This is a genomic window from Ohtaekwangia koreensis, from assembly GCF_900167975.1.
Lineage (GTDB): Bacteria > Bacteroidota > Bacteroidia > Cytophagales > Cyclobacteriaceae > Ohtaekwangia > Ohtaekwangia koreensis.
In genome coordinates this window covers 170,998-191,606 of record NZ_FUZU01000003.1, presented here as the reverse complement: position 1 = coordinate 191,606, position 20,609 = coordinate 170,998, and the positions used below count along the sequence as shown (strand labels likewise).

Below are 20,609 nucleotides of genomic sequence, written 5' to 3'. Positions count from 1 at the left end.
ATGCACGGTGAGTCTATAGCGAGTAAGTTTTTGCTTTTTGCGTGAGCACAACAATATAAATATACCGCACTATCGGTTTTAGAAAATCTAATTAGCATAACTAAATAAACCCTTATGATCAAGTATTACGACAATGATTGCAAGACGATCTGGTATGACGAAGTCCATCACATCCTGATAGCCTCATGGAAGTTAACGCCTACGTCAGACGAATTCAGAGCGTGCATGATGGTAGCCATCAACGCCATGAAGAAGTTTAACACCGGAAGGATCGTGTATGATCTCACAAGCCAGGGTATGCTTATGACGGAAGACAAGCAATGGCTTGCAGACGAGTGGCGGACAATGGCTATTGCTGCCGGCCACTCGCACGTAAGCTTTGTTACAGCAGACGATCTGTTAGTGAAGATCTCCGCTGAAAGCATGATGGAGATGGCAAAGCAAGATATACCCTATGCCTATTTTAGTAACATGGAAGATGCTGTTTCCTGGATAACACTTCCAGCACACGCGGCCCTGGGTAATTCTCAGTATCCCTCTGTTTAAGGACTAGCAGGTATATATACTTTGTAACGTGGGAAACCGGACGGCAAAGTGTGCCGTTCAGCATCGATTTTGCCTGGGTTTACATCGTGAAATAAATGCTTAACCAAAAAATAATATGGAACAGATACCGTTCAACTTTATTTTTGGTCATGAATAAAGCTGTGCTAATCTCTGTCCTTACACTATTGCTCTCGGTGCATTATTGTGTTGCTCAAAATTCCGATGCTGCACTGTACCTAACGAACTATACATTTTCAACACAAACGAAAGCTATAGGCTATATCCGGATAAAAGGTGATGCTCAGGCTTTGCTAAAGTCTGTCGCCATTCAGGGTGACTATAAGGATGCTTTTAAGATCGGCAAAGATCATCAGCTTTTAATCAAACCGGAAAAGCTTAAATCCAGTCAGATGTTTTTTGAGGTTGTGCTAACCGCGTCAACTTCTCAGGGACCATTGACCGATACTTTTCATATTGTGCGTGATGAGTTCATTCATAATAAAGTAATAGCACACCGTGGTGCTTGGAAAAATACCGGGGCGAGTCAGAATTCGATTGCTGCTTTAAAACAATCTATAGCCTTGGGATGCGAGGGCAGTGAATTTGACGTACACATGTCGGCAGACTCTGTTCTGGTAATTAATCATGATGCATCTATCCAGGGTATATCCATTGCCAAAACAAAATATGATTCGTTGAAGGGTATTAGGCTTTCCAATGGAGAGCTCATGCCTACCTTGGAAAATTTCCTGAAAGCGGGTGTACAACAAAATAAGACTAAACTTATTTTGGAGATAAAAGCTTCCGAGTTGGGTAAGGCAAGTTCTATTGCGCTTAGCCGTAGGGTGGTGGCCTTGGTACAGCGCCTGCACGCACAAGGATGGGTTGACTATATAAGCTTTGACTACGATGTGTGTAAGGAAGTTCTAAGGCTGGCCCCGTATGCAAAGGTTTCGTACTTAAAGGGAGACAAGACACCAGCAGAACTTTCCAACGATAATTTTTATGGACTGGATTATCATTTCAGCGTACTGCAAAAAAATCCGGATTGGATCACGGAGGCAAAGCAAAAGAAATTAACGCTGAATGTTTGGACCGTAAATGATACAACCACAATGAACGAAATGCTTCAGCACAAAGTTGATTTTATAACTACTGATGAACCTGAGCTTCTCTTGTCGTTACTTCCCAAAAAGTAGCATCCTGTACCCGTAAATATATTTCGTATAATTCTTTCTGGTAAGGGCTATATTTTACTCGTGATTTTCATAGCGAATCCAGCCATGGTTGTCTCGTATTTACTTGATCGTGCAGATATTCCGGCAATATCCAAATTACAGCAATAGTGGCGCTATAGCGGTTAACTGTCTTTCCACCATACGGAAAGTTTTAACCTAAAATATATAGTAAGATGAAGCTTGTAAAAAAGATGCTAACGGGCACGGTGTTGGTGAGTATGGTTTTCGCAACAGCGTGCAGTGATGAGGATGAAGAAACCGGCACAGCCGGATTTGAAACCAGTTCGGTGTCTGTATCGGAAGATGCAGGTGTACAGGAAATTAAAATACTATTGCCGGAAGCTCTTTCGGCATCTACTTCTCTATACTTTGATCTTGAGACAGAGGCAGCGCTGAACGGCGATTATAAAATCGTTACGCCTTCGCCTCTGACTATAGATAAAGGTGCAGAGTATGCAACTATTAAGATAGAGATCATCGATGAAAAAATCATTGAAGAGACCGAGACGATCACCTTGACATTAAAGGCGATTGGAAACAATGTCGCCATCAGCGATGATGAAACAAAGAATACATTTATCCTGGAGATCGAAGATAATGATGTTGCCCCTACGGATGATTTACAGATAGACCTGACCTGGCAAATGGATGATGAAGATGTTGATGATTATAACCTTGACTTCTTTATAGCTTATAATGTCGTGATTGAAGACGACATGGTGGAAGAATATGAGATCTATGATATATCTGAAAATACATCAGGTTTTGAATCGCTTACGATCCCTTCGGACGCTCCTGACCAGGAATACTATCTAGTGGTGGCGTATGTGAGCGGGAGTAAAGCTGTAGACTATGCATTACACTTGAATGGAGCGGGCTTTGAAGAGCAAGTGGTGGATGGTGAGTTCGCGACAAGCGATGTAGGCCTGGCCATGTTCTACGGACCGCTGAATAAAGATGGAGATACCTTCGGAAGATATGCGATCGGGCATTACCGATTGAAATAGATTCCGGAGATATAGTATCGAGTATATTTCGGTACGCCACCGCGAGGTTAACAAAAACTGACTATAGTTAATATGGAAAGCCATGTTAACTATAGTCATGTTCTGCTATAGGATCATTCACTTCTTAGGGAGACAACCGGGTTTTCGCGGGCCGCCTTCCATGTTTGAAAGCTCACTACAAAGAGCGCGATCAGTAACACGGTGACGCCAGCTACAATAAATACACCGGCAGTAATCGAAGTACGGTAGGGGAAGCTTTGAATCCAGCGATTCATCAGTATATATACCAGCGGTACGGCCAGAGCAATCGACACGCTGATCAACCGGATATACTCTGCCGATAGCAGGGTAAAGATCCCGGCTTCGCTTGAGCCCAGCACTTTTCGGATTCCAATCTCCTTGGTGCGTTGTGCCGCAGTATACGCTGAGAGTCCCAGCAGGCCGAGACAACCAATCACCAGCGCCAGTGCAGAGAACGTTGTGAAGAGCATGCCGAACTGACGCTCATTTTTATACTGCCTGTTAAAGTAATCGTCCAGGAAAAAATACTCGAACGGGTTGCCGGGGAATGATTTTTCCCAGGCAGCTTTTACCTGGTTAACCGTGCCGGCTATATCTTTTGAGTTGACACGCATGGAATAGAACTCACCATCATACCGATCGCAAAAGAAGACTGTGGGCTCTAGCGGACTTTTCAATGATACCTGGTGGTAATCATTTACGACTCCGACAATGACAGGACTATACCAGTCGGGAATGGTGAGCGTTTGGCCTACTGCATCTTCCGGTTTTTTGAAGCCTAATAATCTGGCGGTAGATTCTGTGATTACTACTGAAGTATCAGGATCCTGCACGAAGTCTTCCGAAAACATGCGTCCTGCCAGCAGCTTCATGTTATATACTTCCAGAAAAGAAAAATCCATACTGTTCATGCGAACCGTGAACAGCTGATCATCGGAAGCGCCATATAGTTTAACAACGGTCTTGTATTCGCGCTGCTTGCCAGGTACGGTGGATGACATTGTAAAGGATTCAACGACAGCATTGCTTTTCAACTCATTGCGAAAAGTATTCACGGTTGCATTGAACCCGGGCTGACCAGGCCCGATACTCGGACGTTCCACTACTAATACATGATCTATATTCATCCCGATGTCACCTTTCAACATATACTCCAGTTGGTTGAAAACAATTAAGGTGCTGGCGATAAGTGAAACCGATGCCATGAATTGAAATACAACAAGTGATTTACGAAGCACTATACCACCGGCACTGTGCCTGAGCTTTCCTTTTACAACAGCCACAGGCTTGAAAGAAGTGAGCACAAGAGCCGGATAAAATCCGGAGAGCAATGTGCCGGCAATCCAAAGTATAGCAAGCAAGGTTAGAAACCACGGCTGCAACAGGTATGACACATGAAGGGACAGCCCGGATATAGTATTGAAGAAGGGAAGTGCTATACCGACAACTGCATAGGCAACGAGTATACTGAACATGTTAATACAGGCGGCTTCCGCTAAAAACTGAGTAATGAGCTGATACTTCATGGCGCCCATCACTTTGCGTACACCCACTTCACGGGCACGTTCCATCACCTGGGCTGTGGTCAGATTTATATAGTTGATCAAGGCTATAGCAAGAACAAAGAGTCCGATAATACCGATGAAGTATACGATACGTTCGTCTCCGTTGGTTTCTGCTTCTTCGGCCAAGTGGGAGGTGAGGTGAATGCCTTTTAGAGGTTGAAGCGATAAAACATCCCGCTCGTTATTTGGCTTCATGCCTGCCGTGTGGCTACGTACCAGGCCCGGCAGCTTTGCCTCCAATGCTTTAACATCCGTGCCCGGCATCAACCGGATGAAGGTATACATATCACTTCGGAGCCAGCTTCTGTCAAATCTATTTATACCGTAGTCAGGTTGGTTGTTGGCTTGCCTGGAGAATAATGTCTTATAGGAGAAAAGTATATCAAACTTCAAATGTGTATTGGCAGGTACTTTATCTACTATACCGGTTACATGCACAAGTTCATTGTTGTTATCATCATCACGCATGCGTAGCGTTTTGCCGATGGGATCTTCGGTGCCGAAATATAGTGTGGCATAGTGTTTAGTGATGACGGCAGAGTTAGGTGCAGCAAGTGCCGTGTTGATATCGCCCGCAACAAGTGTATATCCCATCATCGAAAGAAAAGATGAATCGGCATACAGAAAGCTGCGATGTTTGAAGGCAATGGCGTCAGGCTTAGCTTCTTCATTGGTGATGATCACATTGTTTTTATAGCCAAGATTATACAAGCGTGTATAGGCTGTTACCTCGGGTAGGGCAGCAAGGGCAGGGCCCGCTGCAGGATAATTTTCTGCACTCGACAGTACCTTTTCATTATTCACATATACATCCAGGTTCACGCGATAAATGGAAGCTGCATCTTTATTGAAATCTTCATAGCTCGTTTCGAATTTTACGTATAGAGCGGCAAGCAGAAATACAGCCATACCGAGTGAGAGTCCAAGAACATTGAGAGAAGAAAAGAATTTGTTTTTCTTCAAACTACGCGCGAAGGTTTTCAATAGCATACGAAGGGGTTTGTGTTGCACAGGCAAGACAAATGCCAACCCAAACTCATTGATCCTATGATAATTAACTTTTTGTTAGAGAATGAGTTTGCCCGCTGGTGGACAAAGTTGTCCGGATGTGTGATGGGTTATTGTTACTGATCAGGATTATTCAAGATACTTTGCCGGGTTTGCTCCACGAAATCCATCCATTGATCTGTAGACATTTCTTCCGTCGGTGGAGTAACATGTCTTTTATTGGTTTGAGTTCATAATTGAATTTCTGCTTAAAACGAGCTATTTCGGACAAATCAAAAATTTCTTTGGGCATGGTTGCTGTACTTTGTAACAAAGTAACGTAATATTGCGTTATTACGGTAGCATGGGAATAACAAAATCAGAACTTTTCAAAAAACGCCAAAACAAGATCGCTCAATTCGCGAAGGCTTTCGACCATCCGGCGCGAGTAGCAATTTTAGAGTATATACTGGATAATAAAACGTGTATTTGTAATGACTTGGTAGATGTACTTCCATTGTCTCAGTCAACCATTACACAGCATTTGAAAGAACTTAAACAAATAGGTATCATCAAGGGAGAGGTCGAAGGCCCAAAAATTAACTACTGCATTGATGATGCGGCATGGGAGGAAGCCAGAGACATGTTCTTGAATATATTCACAAGGCACGTGAAGAAAAGTGACTGTTGCTAGTCATTTTTTATGCTTGATCGTAACGTAATATTACAATAATACACTATCTAATCTTAACTATATGAATTCAAAAGAGACATCCGAACAACTCAAGACAATAGTAAGAGAAAAGTACAGCAAGATTGCTGAACAAGACAAAGACAGTAATGCTGCAAGTTGCTGTGGTGCAACCAGTAGCTGCTCAACAGTTGACTATAAAGTAATGGCGGACGACTATACCAATTTAAAAGGATACAATCCGGATGCAGACTTAGGACTTGGTTGTGGTTTACCTACGGAATTTGCTCTGATAAAAGAAGGCGATACTGTGGTTGATTTAGGATCGGGTGCTGGTAATGATTGCTTTGTGGCAAGATCACTTACCGGAGAAAAAGGAAAAGTTATAGGTATAGATTTCACTGACAAGATGATTGAAAAGGCAAAGGTCAATGCCAATAAGCTAGGCTATACCAACGTGGAGTTTCGGCAGGGAGATATTGAAAACATGCCACTGGCAGGAAATATAGCAGACGTTGTTGTTAGTAATTGCGTCTTAAATCTAGTGCCCAATAAGAAGCAAGCTTTCGCTGAGACCTTCCGGGTACTGAAGAAAGGTGGACACTTCAGTGTCTCTGACATTGTGCTGGTAGGAGAACTTCCTGAAGGCTTAAAGAAAAGCGCAGAGATGTATGCAGGATGTGTAGCGGGGGCCATTCAGAAACAAGAATACTTGTCAATTATTGAACAGGCTGGCTTTACGAACCTTATAGTGCAAAAGGAAAAACGCATCACGCTTCCGGAAGAGATTCTGAAAGAGTATTTAACAGTTGAAGAGATTCATGAATTTACAAATGGCCACACGGGCATTTTCAGCATAACCGTTTTCGGCGAGAAGCCTGAAAGTTGCTGCGCTCCGGGATGTTGCAGTTAACCTATAGATCAACTTCAGCCATTCAAAAAAAACTTTGCTCACAAAAAATGGAGACGATTAAAACACTAATTATAGGCTCGGGGCCTGCTGGCTATACAGCTGCAATTTATGCTGCGCGGGCCAATCTGAAACCGGTGATGTATACCGGACCAGAACCCGGTGGCCAGCTGATGACAACAAATGACGTTGAAAATTTTCCCGGTTATCCCGATGGTATAATGGGACCGCATCTGATGGAAGATTTAAAGAAACAGGCAACCCGATTCGGAACCGATATCCGGATGGGTATAGCTACAGCAGTTGATTTTTCAATCTACCCCTATATAGTTACCATAGATGAAGAAAAACGAGTTATAGCTGAAAGTATAATTATATCCACGGGTGCTTCGGCCAAATGGCTTGGTATACCTTCGGAGAAGCGATTAAACGGTGGTGGTGTTTCAGCTTGTGCTGTTTGTGATGGTTTCTTCTATAGAGGCAGAGAAGTGGCTATTGTTGGTGGAGGTGACACAGCGTGTGAAGAAGCTTTATACCTATCAAAATTAACCACGAAGGTTCATATGATCGTACGTAAAAATCAACTGCGTGCTTCCAAGATCATGCAAGAACGCGTTAAGAAGACAGCCAACATCGAAATATACTATAATGCAGATACCGAAGAGATTCTGGGCGATGCAGAGGTAACCGGTGTACGCATAAAAGACACAATCACAGGCCTTACACAAGACATCGCTGTTGAAGGTTTTTTCGTAGCCATCGGCCATAAACCAAACTCGGATATTTTTAAAGGGTATATAGATATGGACGAACAAGGCTATATCATGACAACACCAGGTTCTACGAAGACCAACCTGGAAGGAATCTTCGCCTGTGGAGACGTGCAGGATAAAAATTTCAGACAAGCGATCACCGCTGCTGGGACGGGCTGTATGGCAGCGCTTGAAGCGGAACGGCACCTGGCCGCCAAGGAACTTGAACTTGCCATTCAATAAAAAGTATATATATCAAACTTAAACCAATATGAGACGAATCATTTTTCTATCAATTTTAACTGCCATACTCATGTCATTTACACCTGAAATGAAAGTTGCTTTCTATGCACCTGTATCGAAAAACATCAATGCTTATAGTAAAGAGTTTGATCAAATCCCTGAAGAACGAAAGAAGGCCTTAAAGAAGCTTGCGCTCTTTGTTGAAAGCAAAGTAAAGGCTGGGGAGAAGGCAGAATTGATTTTTATATGCACCCATAACTCGCGTAGAAGTCATATTTCGCAAATTTGGGCGCAGACCGCAGCGACTTACTACGGTATACCGAATGTAGTTGCCTACTCCGGTGGTACGGAAGCAACCGCATTTAATCCTCGTGCAGTAAAAGCAATGGAAGATGCCGGTTTCAAAATCAAGAGAACCACCGAAGGCACAAACCCGGTATATGAAGTACGCTTTTCTGATGAAGCCGTTGCTATAAAAGCTTTCTCCAAAAAATACGATGGCGAAGGAAATCCGAAGAGTGGATTTGGTGCCGTGATGACTTGCTCACAAGCAGACCAGAATTGCCCGGTTGTATCAGGAGCCACTGTACGTATAGCCACGCCGTATGATGATCCAAAAGATTTTGATGGTACACCTCAGGAAGCCGCCAAGTATGCGGAACGTGTTCATCAGATTGGCCGCGAAATTCTGTATGCATTTTCTCTGATTAAAGCATAAGATATAGATGGCTTCGAAGAAGATACTCCTGCTAATTTTCATTGTGATGTTGACATGCATACCAGCTTGGGCTTTTGCCCAGGTTGGCATTGCTGAAATGAATTCATGGATTGAAGGCAAACTTGCTGCTGATAATATCTCCATCACTTCTTACTTCTTTTTGTTTCTGGGAGGATTGCTGGCGAGTTTATTGCCCTGTGTATATCCGCTATATCCAATCACGGCAAATGTTATTAAAGCACGCGGAGCTGGCTCGTCACACTTTGTTCACCCCTTGAGTTATTTCATTGGTCTTGCTGTAATGTATTTGATATTCGGTGTGGTGGCCTCCTTTAGTGGTGGTGCATTCAATCAGGTAATGCGCTTACCCATAACAAATCTTATCATTGGTATAACGATTATAATTATGGGTATATCTGCGGCAGGGTTTATTCATATCTCCTTGTTTGGCGGGCAGACTGATACAAAGAACAATGGGGTGTTTGGAACATTTCTTTTAGGAATGGGCGCGGGACTTTTAGCATCGTCTTGTGTCGGCCCGGTAGTAGTGAGTATTCTGATTGGACTTGCCAGTAATATGGGCGGTGAATTTTCTTTTTTAAGTGCTTCTGCATCCGCTTTCAAAATGCTTTCATTTGGCTTAGGCCTAGGCATTCCATTTTTACTCATTGGCGTATTCGGCGTGAGCCTTCCTAAATCGGGTAGATGGATGATGTATGTTCAATATATACTGGGCATTGTCATTGTATATTTCGGATGGACCTATATTGAAAAAGCTCTGTTGATCTACAATTTTTCTGATGAAGCGATCGGCCTCATCGGTATAGGTTCGCTCATTGTTGTTATATCCTCTTACTATTTTCAATCATCAGAACGCTTGGTGGATGAGCGTATAAAAAGATCGTTGCTTATATTATCTTCTGTTATTGGTGCATTGATACTCACGCGCGGGTTCATGCCAATACCTTCGACTCCTTCTGCACCGGACGCTATGTCGACACAGGTCGTTACCACACGAACAGAAAAGAAAGGCAAGCTCACTTGGTATCTTGATAAAGAAGTTGCGTATGCCGAAGCGAAGAAGACCGGTAAAAATGTATTCATTGATTTTTACGCTAACTGGTGCACGAATTGTAAAGCCTTTGAAAAGATGACACACGAGAATGAACTATTAATTGCTTCCCTTGAGAATGCCGTGCTACTAAAGATTTATGACACCACGCCAGAGTTTAAAGCGTATAGCGTAGACTCGCGTTTTCCAGAGTTAAAGGTTGGACTTCCTTTTTTTGTGATCACCAATACTGAAGGCGATCTTATCTATAAAACAAATGACTACATGAAAACGGAGGAAATGGGATTGTTCCTAAATGAATAAGAATAAGAATTGGACTTTAACTCTTTATAGCCGCCGGCAGGCATGCGAAAAATATGAAAGGAAGTTTACTAGTCATTAGTTTGCTTTTATTCAAAAGTCACTCGCTGGTAGGTCAGAATATACCCGGCTTAAGCTATTGTCTTTTGTTCGATTCTAACCTTGAGAAGGAAGCCTTTCAGAATAGCAGCAACAATGATTGTAATCCACTTATATTTTTGTTGGCATATGATCCGAGGATAGACTCAGTTAGATATACAAATGTCAGAAATGAATTGTTTGCGTATGCACAGAAGCTTCAAACCAAGCGCAGCAAATTCAAGGACGAATCGAAATTCCTGCGCTACGTTTTTTACGATGTCCACAAAAAATATCTGAAACACTATAAGCACTCAGAGACCTTTAGTAATATTTTCAGCAATAGAGAATATAACTGTGTCTCCGGAACTGCACTATATGCTTGTCTTTTATCCCAACTTGGATATAGGCCAAACATATACGAGACTAGGTATCATATATTTCTGACAGTCACTTTAGACAGTGGAGATTGTATTTTATTTGAAGCAACGGACCCTGCGCATGGCTTTGTAAATGATTTCGAAAAAGTGGAGGAAAGAGTTGCATCGTATCTCGAAAACGAAGCGGAGGAGGTAACTAAACAAGAGTCCTTATCTGCGCCTTTTAATAAGGATATCGTTTTTAAGTCTATTTCTTTACATGAATTAGCTGCACTTCATTATTACAACGTTGCTGTTGACTTCATCAACCAAGAAAATTATTATGAAGCATTCCGCGTTTTAAAGAAGGCACATCTACTATATCCAGATTCGAAGCGTATCCAGGATTTTATTACCTATACCCATTTAAAATACGAATCTGAGCTTTCGTCTGCATTCTAAACCATTAAGACTATACATTATGAGCCAATCTAAATTACGATTTTTAGATTGTTACCTTATGCTGTGGATTTTTCTGGCAATGTTGATCGGAATAGGTGTAACAATTTCGTGCTGTCGCAACAGGTGTATTCGGTATCAACTCCGGGCAAGCATATGCAGGCGTAGTCGGCCCTCTTATCGAGGTGCCTCTGCCTATATACTTCAACGTTACTCGACTAATTTGTTGCTTCCTACAAATTCAAAAGTCTACTTATAACCTCTATTTACCCAAAATTTGTTTTCCATGATTAGCGCCCCAATCTCTTAATGCAGGTATCACTTTTTCTAAAGTTTCGGCGTATGGAGTTAGACTATATTTTATGACTACTGGCATCTCATCATAGACACCGATCTAGATTTTAAATTGCACACAAGAAGCTAACTTGATAAATTACTATTCATTTTTTAATGTGTCAGCAGGATTCAATCTAGAGGCCTTGACACCAAAATAACTTAGTGTAATCCACGATACCAAAATCAATACCAGCCCGGAGATGATAAAGGTCACAGGGTTGATATTGATCTTATAATCGAAGTTGTCAAGCCATGCATCCATACCCCACCAGACAATGGGTATAGATACTAAAACCGATACTAAAATCAACTTTGTGAAATTTTCTACCAGCATCACAAATAAATTCATGGAGGTTGCTCCCAATACTTTTCTTACACTTAATTCCTTTATTCGCTGATGAAAAGTGAGTATTGACATTCCGAATAAGCCGAAACAGGCAATCAATATGGCAGTAATTGAAAAGCCACCAACAATAAGTCCTGTTCTCTGTTCAGCGATATATTGTTGATTCAGGTTGTCTTCCAAAAATGTAAATTCGAATCCGAAGTAAGGCTCTGCTATTTTATAAGCCTTTTCTATCGCAGCAATTTTTTGGTCGAAATTCTTCGTATTAATTTTAATCAGAATGTGATTAAATTGTTCTGTTGAGAGTGCAAATAACAATGGTCGAATAGGCTCATGTAACGATTGGAAATGGAAATCTTTTATAACGCCCACCACAGTTCCGCGAATGAGATATTCATCACGATCCCAAATAATTTCTTGACCTACCACAGAGCCATTCGCATTCAATTGTTTTGCAGCTGTTTCATTGATGATAAAAGTACTTGCTAAATCAGCCGGATTTTCACGAAGAAAAAACCTGCCATCTTTAAGTTTGATTCCTAATGCTTGAAAAAAATCATAATCAATATATACCTCCGAAGAACTAATGTGATCCTGGGGTTTCTTAGCCAATGCAATTGAATGTTGATTAAATTGGCGGCCCGGTATATTCGAACTTGCTGAGACTGACGTTACACCTTCCATCTTCAGCAACTCATTCCTGAGTACGTCAAACCCCTTCATACCATCATCATGCTTATTAGGAACAATAATGACCTCGTCTTTGTCAAAGCCAAGGTTTTTATTCTTTAAAAAATTAAGCTGATTGAAAATGATGATCGTGGAAGAGATCAATATCATCGACATCGAGAACTGAAAAATAATAAGTCCCCTTCTCAATCTTGCTCCAGTGTTGGTGAGAATGAACTTCCCCTTCAAAATCAAATGAGGTTTGACTGACGTCAGATAAAGTGCCGGGTATATTCCGGACAACACACCGATAAAAATGCCAAAAGCAATAAAAATAAAAAGATATTGGCTATACTGTATTTGAAATGACAGGCCAGTAGCGTCATTGAAAAATGGTAGAGAGATTTGAACGATAACTATCGATAACACGATAGCGATCATCGATACAACGACTGATTCAGTTAAAAATTGCAATGATAGTTGAGAGCGGAGTGCTCCCATTGTTTTACGTACGCCAATCTCTTTTGCGCGCTCCGCTGACTTTGCCGTAGTGAGGTTTATAAAATTGATGCAAGCAATGATAAGGATGAGAAGTCCTGCGGCTGTAAGAATATAGATATAGTCAATATTTCCATTAGGTTCTAATTCCCAACGCAATCTAGACTTGAGGTGAATATCGGTAACGGGCTGCAGTTTGAATCCATAATGTTGTCTGGCAAGGGACTTTAAATCGTGGTCACTCCAATTAATATACTTTCTGGACCATTCCATAATTTTACTTTCCAGCTGTTTCGCATCCGTACCTGGTTTAAGTCTTATGTAATTAAAGTGTCCGAAGTCTTTCCACATATAATATTCAGATCCAGGGTCTAAGAATTTTTCGCGTACGTATGAAACGAGAAAGTCAAAATGAAAGTGAGAATAAACCGGCACATCTTTGAACACGCCAACTATTTCGACAAGATATTGATCACCGTCAACGCTCAAATGTTTCCCGATAGGATCGCTTTCACCGAAGTACTTTTTAGCCATCGATTCAGAAATGAGTAATCCATTGACTTTCTTCAAAGCGTTTTCAGGGTCACCTTTCACCAGCGGGAAACTGAAGACTTTAAAAAAGGTACTATCTACCGATAATATATTCTTCTCGTCATAGCGCGCGTCTTTTTCAGGATTTCTAAAAGAGTGCGTTTCACGCGTGAGCCCTGATGCCCATAGCGGGCTAAGACTTACTGCACTTTCGACTTCTGGAAAATCTTGCACGAGCGCTTGTGCCAATGGATGTGGCGTGCGCGTTTGTGGGTTATTGTCTTCCCATGAAATCCTGTAAAGGTTTTCAGCTTTGTCATGAAATTTGTCGTAGCTGAGCTCGCCTCTAATATAAAGGGTAATTAAAAACACGCTGGCAATACTCAAAGAAAGGCCTGCCACATTGATAACTGTGTGCGTCTTATTCTTCAGAAGGTTGCGGAGAGCAATGGTGAAATAGTTATATAACATTCATCATAGGTTTAAGACTACTAAATCTATTGTCCACCAGCAAATAGTTGACGGAGCAATCAACATTGCAATCCCAATGCCACAGACCATGATGTGGAATCAAGAACGTAATCAGCCTTTTGTCAAGTAAGCAAGTTATGGAATTGAACAAAAACGTTCGCAAGCGGACTATGGATAAGGGGCACACATTTTAAAAATTAGTTGCTATAAATGTTCAAAGGAGGAGGATTAGAGTTATCCCAGTCTTTGAATTTTTAATAAATCCCTTACAAAAAGGTTCGAATCTACATAGCATCAAAAAGCCTGAAATTATAAATATTTCAGGCTTTTTTGGTTCGAAGTGATCCTGTTCGGTTCACCATATCCTCAAAATTCTCACTATTTCAAGGTATATACTTGCAAATAGTGTATTCGTAATATATCATAGTAGAGGATGTATTGTGTGCTATATATGTACAATTCATTGCGTATCCTTTATTTAAGTGAGGTATACGTTATAAATCGATAATACCGCTTGAGAAATTAATGGTACAATTTTGAGATGCTTCAGATTTCGTGGATATTGGGTGGCTCAACTGATTGGCCACTAGCATTGCAAAGTCATGACGGACAAAAGGAATATATAAACGACATTCATATATATCGCAATATATGCGACATGCGGTTAGCCAATTGTTGGCGGTCATTGTAAAACGACTAACAACCAAACATTGAGAAAAAAGTTTTTAAAACTAATAATTACAAACAGGATGATCATACGATTTCTTTTTTTTAAGCCTTGTATTACTTCTGACAGGCAGCACTATTTTTGGACAGACTAAGCAATACCGACCCTCCAGTCTACTGGGCAAGACAAAATATACCTGAAGATGTAGTATAGTATACTTTTAGGGTTATATACCAACAAAGCCATTGAACAGGGAGAATCAATATCCTCATTCCGATCAATCAAAGAAAAGTGAAATCAAGCGACACGAATCCCAAATCGCAATATATCGTTGTGATTAATATGAAAACATATTTATTTAATTAGAATATATTTTTATTGTTTATCAGTAATTTTTTATTACTTTTGGCATAACTTAAAGTTTTAAGAATTATGTCCAAAAGAAACAACTTCCTCTTTAAAGGCTTATATATTGTTGCGTGGGTCATTTTCGTTGGCTTGTGCATAGAAGCCGGTGGTTTGATAGTCAATTTTGTATTTAGTATTTACAAACCTGAATTTGTCAAGAACCTGTATCAGAAGTTGGACTTAAGTGAAATGTATAGTCGTAGTAAATGGGCTTTCTTCGGAATGTATAGTTTTATCCTGGTCGCCGCACTTTTGAAAGCATACTTATTTTATATAGTTGTCATGCTTATGCACAAACTAGATTTATCAAAACCATTCAACAGCATCGTTTCAGGAGAGATAACAAAAATATCTTACTGCACTTTTTCTATAGGTATATTAACTTATATAGCCCGACAAACAGCAGAAAATTTACAACACCGTGGTTATACTGTTGACAACCTAAACCAGTTTTGGGGAGACAGTCAGGCATTTATCTTGATGGCAGCTGTAATCTATGTTATTGCGACTATTTTTAAAAAGGGAGTTGAGATCCAAAACGAAAACGACTTAACTGTTTAGCTATGCCGATCATTGTAAACTTAGATGTGATGATGGCAAAACGTAAAATTTCTTTGAATGAGCTTTCTCAAAGAGTTGATTTAACATTATCTAATCTTTCTATCTTAAAGACAGGGAAGGCAAGGGCAATCCGCTTCAGCACCTTAGATGCAATTTGCAAAGCCTTAGACTGCCAACCAGGTGATATTTTGGAATATGTAAGTGACGAAAAAAGAACAACGAGCCGCTAACAAGCGGTCATTGAAAACGACTTTGCCACAACTATCCATAACTAATTTTTGACCAGAATATTAAACAGATGATTAAGAAGTATTCCGTTTCGATATGCTTGGTTACTTCAGCGATATTAATAGTAATAGCAACGTTGGCCTATCCAGGCGGCTCATTGCTTGACAAAAATTCTATAGGGTTTGACTGGTCAAAGAATTACCTAAGCAATTTGTTTGCAACAAAAGCGATAAATGGTTCAGAAAACTCTGGCTGGATTTGGGCACTTATTGGAATGGCATTCCACTCGGTTGGTTATGGATTTTTTTTTATCAATATGTCAAAAAAGATCCCGTCAAGACTATGTGCTAATACCTTAAAATATATAGGTGCTACCAACATAATATTTATTTTCTTGATCGCAACACCTTTGCACGACTTAGGGACTATATCAATCATTTTAACATTGACTGGTTTATTTATTATTACTGTATTTATCCTGATGTCAAAACTTCATTTACTTAAATTCTGCTGTATTATTTGCTTATTGAGTTATTACTGTTTCTTTTTCTTTTTTGGTTTAGGGTATACGGGTTTGTCAGTCATAATGCAGAAAGTATATATTATAAGCTCGATGCTATTGGTTTTAGGACTAGAGTATTTTACCAAATATGAAGACTTTATACAAATCAAATCGGAAGGACAAAAAATATAAGCAGGTACCGCAAACATCAGGTTTGTGGTATAAATATAAAGACCGGTACATTTGGAAGCAGCTGCCTCGTGATCGATTTTGAAATAGCGAAGCAAGTAGTTGAAGATGACTTACTCGATACTGCATGATCAGAATTTTTACCAGTTCATCGGAAAATCAGATTCGGCATACCCAATAGCGAAGTCTGCTCCATCATCTGTGATCGTTACGCCCATATACCAAATGCGAACTTTGTTGTTTTCAATTATTACAGAAGGAGCAATAACATCTGTGCCTTCCCAATCCAACGTTGGTTGAATAATGGGGTCAGGATAAACTTCATATGGCCCAAGTATATTTTCACTTCTGGCAACACCGATGCTATGATCGCCCGAAATGAAAAGATAGTATAATCCGTCAGGCCCCTTTACTAAATCAGGTTCTTTGATGACTTCAGCCCACGGGAGGTTTTTATCCGTTCCAGCCAATACAGGATTGGAGAGCTTTGTCCAGTTAAGCCCATCTGTAGATGTCGCACCAAGAATACCTATAAAGGCGGGTGAACAATTTTCGATGCAATAACCGACATATAACATGTAATAGGTATTACCCTCTTTCAATATAGTAGGAGAAAACAAAGCGTTTGCATCTTTTGTGTTTTCGTCACCAATTTCGAGTATTGGGTCGGATGAAGAAGGCGTAAAATTAATCTTATCCTCAGAGGTAGCCAGACCGATTTGGCCCTTTGCTACAATTGTACCCGACACTTCCGCTTCTTCTTTGTAGCCGCAATAATACATCCACACTTTATTATCTCGTACTATCACTGAATTGGCTTCTATATGATTATTCCAGTTACCAGGATTTGCGTCAAGCGCAATGCTCTCTTTTCCTGATTGGTTGTTATCCGATGGAATCCACTGCTTCCCATCAACGGATTTAGCACCAGCGATGATCAATTTCTCATTGCCGTCTATGACCAGACTTGAGTAGTACATTCTGAGTGTATCACCATCCCGGACTACATCAGGATCAGCCGCTGTGAATTCACCTTCCCAAACGGGATTATCGCCTTTGATAAACGTGATACTCGTTTCTTCCTTTTCTTCGTTACAGGAGCATATAGCCAAAACCAAGATCAGGCTCTTCAAAAAATGTCTTTTCATGTAACCAAGTTAGTGTATTCGAATTATCAGTTTACCTTTTCTTATAAAATTCATAAAGAAAAATATCTGAATTGATTTAGCATTATTTCATTTGTATAGTAAATCCGGATCAGGCAACCGAAAGTAATAAACTTCTTTAACAGTTTTCAGCGATGTCTAGCGCTTGTATAGGTTGTTTTCATCTTTGTTAATAGTCCTATGTATCAGTTGTTACTTTGTCCCAATCTTGATTCATATATCTTATAAGCCAATTCAGGGAATAATGTCTTTCAAAAACAACACTACTGTTTAACATACTGAATTGTCAATTCGGTTTCTCCGTCTTTTGAGTCAATAGAAACACTTTTAAAATCGGTTACTTCGTCGGGATTTACATCTGTTATTTTCTCTTCCAGTAAAATGAATCTCTCTTTATTTACCTGGTAGTGACAGCAAGGTCCCATAAATCCTTGGTATGGAGTATATATAACATTTTTTACATCTGCAACTTTTATCTCATTCGGATAGACCGGGTAGAGTAGTTTGATAGCCCTTGGTATAGATAAGTTCAAATGCTTTTTGAAGAATGGAAAGCCTGGTGACTGTTGCCTTGTGCATAAAAGATACCATTTGGTATCATCACAAAGTTACGCTTCCTTTTATAATCCTGCAAAGTAGGTATATACCGGCCAGCATGAATAACAAGCCGTGATGCTTTGTTATTCATAGGACAATGCTTCCCGGGTGGTGATGACGTTTGCTCTTTTTGCCGGAAGAATAGAAGCCAGGTATGAACCTATGGTGACGATCATTATCCAGATGACTATTGCAACTATTGATATCGTCAGTGTAAGCGGAGTGCGAAACGAAATGCGTCCAATGAATTCGCCCATGAAGTAGGAGAGTCCAAGGGAGATAATGAATGCGAGTACAATGCTGAGGATGCCTATGGTGAGGCCTTCCAAAATGATGAGGCTTCTGATTTTTTTTGGTGTTGCCCCGATCGCGCGCATGACTCCGATTTCTCTTGTTCTTTCCAGCACGTTCATACTGATTGTAGAGGTTAATCCGAGTGTACCTACTACCGCCATAAGAATTGCCATGGCCAGCAGAGAGTTTACCAATACCTTCATATGTGCAGCCACAGCATTATGCAAAAGCCAAACCGGAGTACTTGAACTTACTCTTACGTTTAATTCTTCCAGGACGCGATCGACTTCTCGATTCTTATTCCAGGCGTAGTCCTTTGATCGATCAGCATAGCCAATGCGAATCATTTTAATGTGATTGACAGATCCATTCAATTTTTCAAATGATCGAATCGAAATATAGGCCGCTGCGGATGATCCGACATCCTCGGTAAAGCCGATGATTTTCCATGTGGTAGGTTTATCCTCGAGTGAAAGATATATCTGATCGCCGATTTTCATTTCCGATGTTCGCGCGAGTTGATTCAACACGACTTCATTGGTGCCTTCAGCGTAAAGCCAGCGTCCTTCCGTGATGGTGGGATTTAGAAGTTTTGTATTCACCGGTAAAGCGAGAATTGAAAAACTGCCGTGACCTTTGTCAGGATAAGTCCTGGTCACTTCATATTTACTTTCTTTCACAACAGAAGTTGATGAATAGTCCCATCCTTCAACCGTAGTGACTCCTTCTAATGATTTGATGCGACCAAGAATACTATCTTGATTGATGCGGTCATTTAGTTTTATTTCCTGATCATATAGTCGTTGCACGTAAATACGTTTGAGGTTTTTATCCCATGCTTCTGAAACATTCAACGCTGTCATAAACATGGCGCCACCCGCGGCCAGCAGTCCAAGGGTAAGGGCGAGACGAGCGCGTTGACGAAATGCATTTCTTAACGCAAGCCTGAAGGTATCATTGAATGCGTTTATGATTGGAAGTCTTGACAGGAACGAAGCAGTATTGGACGTAGCTGAAACGCCATAGTTGTCAAGTGCTGCACGCACGGATATGCGGCTGCCGCGAACCAATGGAAAAGCTGCAGCAATCATGGGGACAGTAATACCGGATAATATTTGGATGAGCGGAACAGACCAGGGTATAGATGTGTCCGTAATTTCAAGATTGAGAAGTACAGCGATCTGGGTGTAAAAACCATATGCTGCAAGTCTGCTCAGCGGTATACTTACCGTTAATGCAATGACACAAATTACCAGGAGCATCAGGAAATATAGGCTTGCGATCTGATAAGAGTTTCCGCCAATGGTTTTCATAACACCGATCTGTCTGATTTGTTTTACCATCAGCGTTGCCATGGAGGTTGCTACGAGTATAGATCCAAGCATCAGGATCATGAAGCAGAACACGGTAAAGATTGTAAGCACGGCATTCATCTGGCTTTGGTGTGGATGCTTTCCTGGAGGGGGAACCTGAATTTCATGAACCGTTATTCCTTTTGTCTTAAGCAGGTCTGCAACCAGCTCTGCTTTTTTGGTAATCTCACTTGCTGAATATTCATTGTCGCTTACCTGAAGTCTGAGTAAATCGAAGTTTTGTTTTTCACCAAGTCGATGCAATGCCTCCAGTGATATATAGGCATATCCGGCTTGTTCTTGCCAGGCGGGTGCTAATCCGGGATCATGTACTTGTCCAACGATTTTTACCCGCTGTGCTTGACCATGCGGAGTTCGGATTGTTATTTGATCTCCTTCCTGGGCATGCATCACGGGAAGCGCGGACCGCTCGACAAGCATGCTCTGGTGATCCGGATTTTGTGATCCTGAGACGGGTAAAAATTTACTAATCTCCATCTTCGAAAAATCATCGATGACAAAAAGAAGAATTGGATACCAGCGTTCATCGACTTTCATACGCGCTGTGATTGTGGCGCGCCTCTCAGCCTTTTTTATTCCCGGAAAAGATCTGATACTGTCCAGTAGTCCATTCGAAATTCTTCCTTCAAATTCAATTGTGGCCGAAGCAGGTTCAGTACTTAGATAATTTACGGCCATCTCGCGATTGATGACTTTGTAAGCACCCAGTATAGAACCAATCCCAAAGACCCCCACTGCTATTGCCAGGGCGAGCATGAGATTTTTTGAATAGCTTGAAGTAAGGTCACGAATGACCTTCCTATATCTTGGTTTCATTTTATGGAAGG

19 protein-coding genes are annotated in these 20,609 nt (G+C 40.9%); 12 read left to right on the top strand and 7 right to left on the bottom strand.

What is annotated here, in order from left to right; genetic code table 11:
* The first annotated feature begins 114 nt into the window (after positions 1-114).
* From B5Y40_RS19980 to B5Y40_RS19970, 3 genes are all read left to right on the top strand, one after another.
* The gene (locus B5Y40_RS19980; RefSeq protein WP_079688622.1) at positions 115-546 is read left to right on the top strand and encodes a hypothetical protein; all 432 of its coding nucleotides are present in this window, start codon (positions 115-117) and stop codon (positions 544-546) included.
* 149 nt (positions 547-695) lie between these two features.
* On the top strand, positions 696-1,745 hold the full coding sequence (locus B5Y40_RS19975) for a glycerophosphodiester phosphodiesterase (RefSeq protein ID WP_079688621.1): 1,050 nt from the start codon (positions 696-698) through the stop codon (positions 1,743-1,745).
* A 212-nt stretch (positions 1,746-1,957) separates the two neighbouring features.
* Positions 1,958-2,791 carry a Calx-beta domain-containing protein gene (locus B5Y40_RS19970; protein WP_079688620.1) on the top strand — a complete coding sequence of 278 codons (834 nt, stop codon included), beginning with the start codon at positions 1,958-1,960 and terminating at the stop codon, positions 2,789-2,791.
* Positions 2,792-2,904: 113 nt separating this feature from the next.
* Here the strand turns inward: B5Y40_RS19970 and B5Y40_RS19965 are convergent, their stop codons facing one another.
* Positions 2,905-5,367, bottom strand: coding sequence for an ABC transporter permease (locus B5Y40_RS19965; protein WP_079688619.1), 2,463 nt, complete (start codon positions 5,365-5,367; stop codon positions 2,905-2,907).
* 361 nt (positions 5,368-5,728) lie between these two features.
* On the opposite strand from B5Y40_RS19965, the gene B5Y40_RS19960 reads away from it, so the two are divergent.
* The 6 genes from B5Y40_RS19960 to B5Y40_RS19935 all read left to right on the top strand — a co-directional run bounded on the left by B5Y40_RS19960 (position 5,729) and on the right by B5Y40_RS19935 (position 10,949).
* Positions 5,729-6,058 carry an ArsR/SmtB family transcription factor gene (locus B5Y40_RS19960; RefSeq protein WP_079688618.1) on the top strand — a complete coding sequence of 110 codons (330 nt, stop codon included), beginning with the start codon at positions 5,729-5,731 and terminating at the stop codon, positions 6,056-6,058.
* 61 nt (positions 6,059-6,119) lie between these two features.
* Positions 6,120-6,968 carry an arsenite methyltransferase gene (locus B5Y40_RS19955; protein WP_079688617.1) on the top strand — a complete coding sequence of 283 codons (849 nt, stop codon included), beginning with the start codon at positions 6,120-6,122 and terminating at the stop codon, positions 6,966-6,968.
* Positions 6,969-7,015: 47 nt separating this feature from the next.
* Positions 7,016-7,960, top strand: a complete 945-nt coding sequence (gene trxB / locus B5Y40_RS19950) for a thioredoxin-disulfide reductase (protein ID WP_245840668.1) — start codon at positions 7,016-7,018, stop codon at positions 7,958-7,960.
* A 28-nt stretch (positions 7,961-7,988) separates the two neighbouring features.
* The gene (locus B5Y40_RS19945; RefSeq protein ID WP_143785850.1) at positions 7,989-8,678 is read left to right on the top strand and encodes an arsenate reductase/protein-tyrosine-phosphatase family protein; all 690 of its coding nucleotides are present in this window, start codon (positions 7,989-7,991) and stop codon (positions 8,676-8,678) included.
* Positions 8,679-8,685: 7 nt separating this feature from the next.
* Positions 8,686-10,053, top strand: coding sequence for a protein-disulfide reductase DsbD family protein (locus B5Y40_RS19940; protein ID WP_079688615.1), 1,368 nt, complete (start codon positions 8,686-8,688; stop codon positions 10,051-10,053).
* Positions 10,054-10,106: 53 nt separating this feature from the next.
* Complete coding sequence (locus tag B5Y40_RS19935; protein ID WP_079688614.1) at positions 10,107-10,949, top strand: hypothetical protein; 843 nt, start codon at positions 10,107-10,109, stop codon at positions 10,947-10,949.
* 259 nt (positions 10,950-11,208) lie between these two features.
* On the opposite strand, the gene B5Y40_RS19930 is transcribed toward B5Y40_RS19935, so the two are convergent.
* Positions 11,209-11,322 carry a winged helix-turn-helix transcriptional regulator gene (locus B5Y40_RS19930; RefSeq protein WP_079688613.1) on the bottom strand — a complete coding sequence of 38 codons (114 nt, stop codon included), beginning with the start codon at positions 11,320-11,322 and terminating at the stop codon, positions 11,209-11,211.
* A 60-nt stretch (positions 11,323-11,382) separates the two neighbouring features.
* A complete protein-coding gene (locus B5Y40_RS19925) occupies positions 11,383-13,797 on the bottom strand; it encodes an ABC transporter permease (RefSeq protein WP_079688612.1) in 2,415 nt (804 codons plus the stop codon).
* Positions 13,798-14,896: 1,099 nt separating this feature from the next.
* On the opposite strand from B5Y40_RS19925, the gene B5Y40_RS19920 reads away from it, so the two are divergent.
* The 3 genes from B5Y40_RS19920 to B5Y40_RS19910 all read left to right on the top strand — a co-directional run bounded on the left by B5Y40_RS19920 (position 14,897) and on the right by B5Y40_RS19910 (position 16,355).
* Positions 14,897-15,433, top strand: coding sequence for a DUF2975 domain-containing protein (locus tag B5Y40_RS19920; protein WP_079688611.1), 537 nt, complete (start codon positions 14,897-14,899; stop codon positions 15,431-15,433).
* A gap of 2 nt (positions 15,434-15,435) precedes the next feature.
* Entirely contained in the window at positions 15,436-15,663 is a 228-nt protein-coding gene (locus B5Y40_RS19915; RefSeq protein WP_079688610.1) for a helix-turn-helix domain-containing protein, read from the top strand.
* A 68-nt stretch (positions 15,664-15,731) separates the two neighbouring features.
* A complete protein-coding gene (locus B5Y40_RS19910; RefSeq protein WP_245840665.1) occupies positions 15,732-16,355 on the top strand; it encodes a hypothetical protein in 624 nt (207 codons plus the stop codon).
* Positions 16,356-16,492: 137 nt separating this feature from the next.
* On the opposite strand, the gene B5Y40_RS19905 is transcribed toward B5Y40_RS19910, so the two are convergent.
* The 4 genes from B5Y40_RS19905 to B5Y40_RS19890 all read right to left on the bottom strand — a co-directional run bounded on the left by B5Y40_RS19905 (position 16,493) and on the right by B5Y40_RS19890 (position 20,598).
* Positions 16,493-17,500 carry a glycoside hydrolase family protein gene (locus B5Y40_RS19905; protein WP_079688609.1) on the bottom strand — a complete coding sequence of 336 codons (1,008 nt, stop codon included), beginning with the start codon at positions 17,498-17,500 and terminating at the stop codon, positions 16,493-16,495.
* A gap of 196 nt (positions 17,501-17,696) precedes the next feature.
* The gene (locus tag B5Y40_RS19900) at positions 17,697-17,795 is read right to left on the bottom strand and encodes a DUF4272 domain-containing protein (RefSeq protein ID WP_079688608.1); all 99 of its coding nucleotides are present in this window, start codon (positions 17,793-17,795) and stop codon (positions 17,697-17,699) included.
* The gene (locus tag B5Y40_RS29790) at positions 17,782-18,051 is read right to left on the bottom strand and encodes a hypothetical protein (RefSeq protein ID WP_079688607.1); all 270 of its coding nucleotides are present in this window, start codon (positions 18,049-18,051) and stop codon (positions 17,782-17,784) included. The genes B5Y40_RS19900 and B5Y40_RS29790 overlap by 14 nt, the downstream gene beginning before the upstream one ends.
* 147 nt (positions 18,052-18,198) lie before the next feature.
* Positions 18,199-20,598, bottom strand: coding sequence for an ABC transporter permease (locus tag B5Y40_RS19890; protein WP_079688606.1), 2,400 nt, complete (start codon positions 20,596-20,598; stop codon positions 18,199-18,201).
* Between the last annotated feature and the right edge of the window lie 11 nt (positions 20,599-20,609).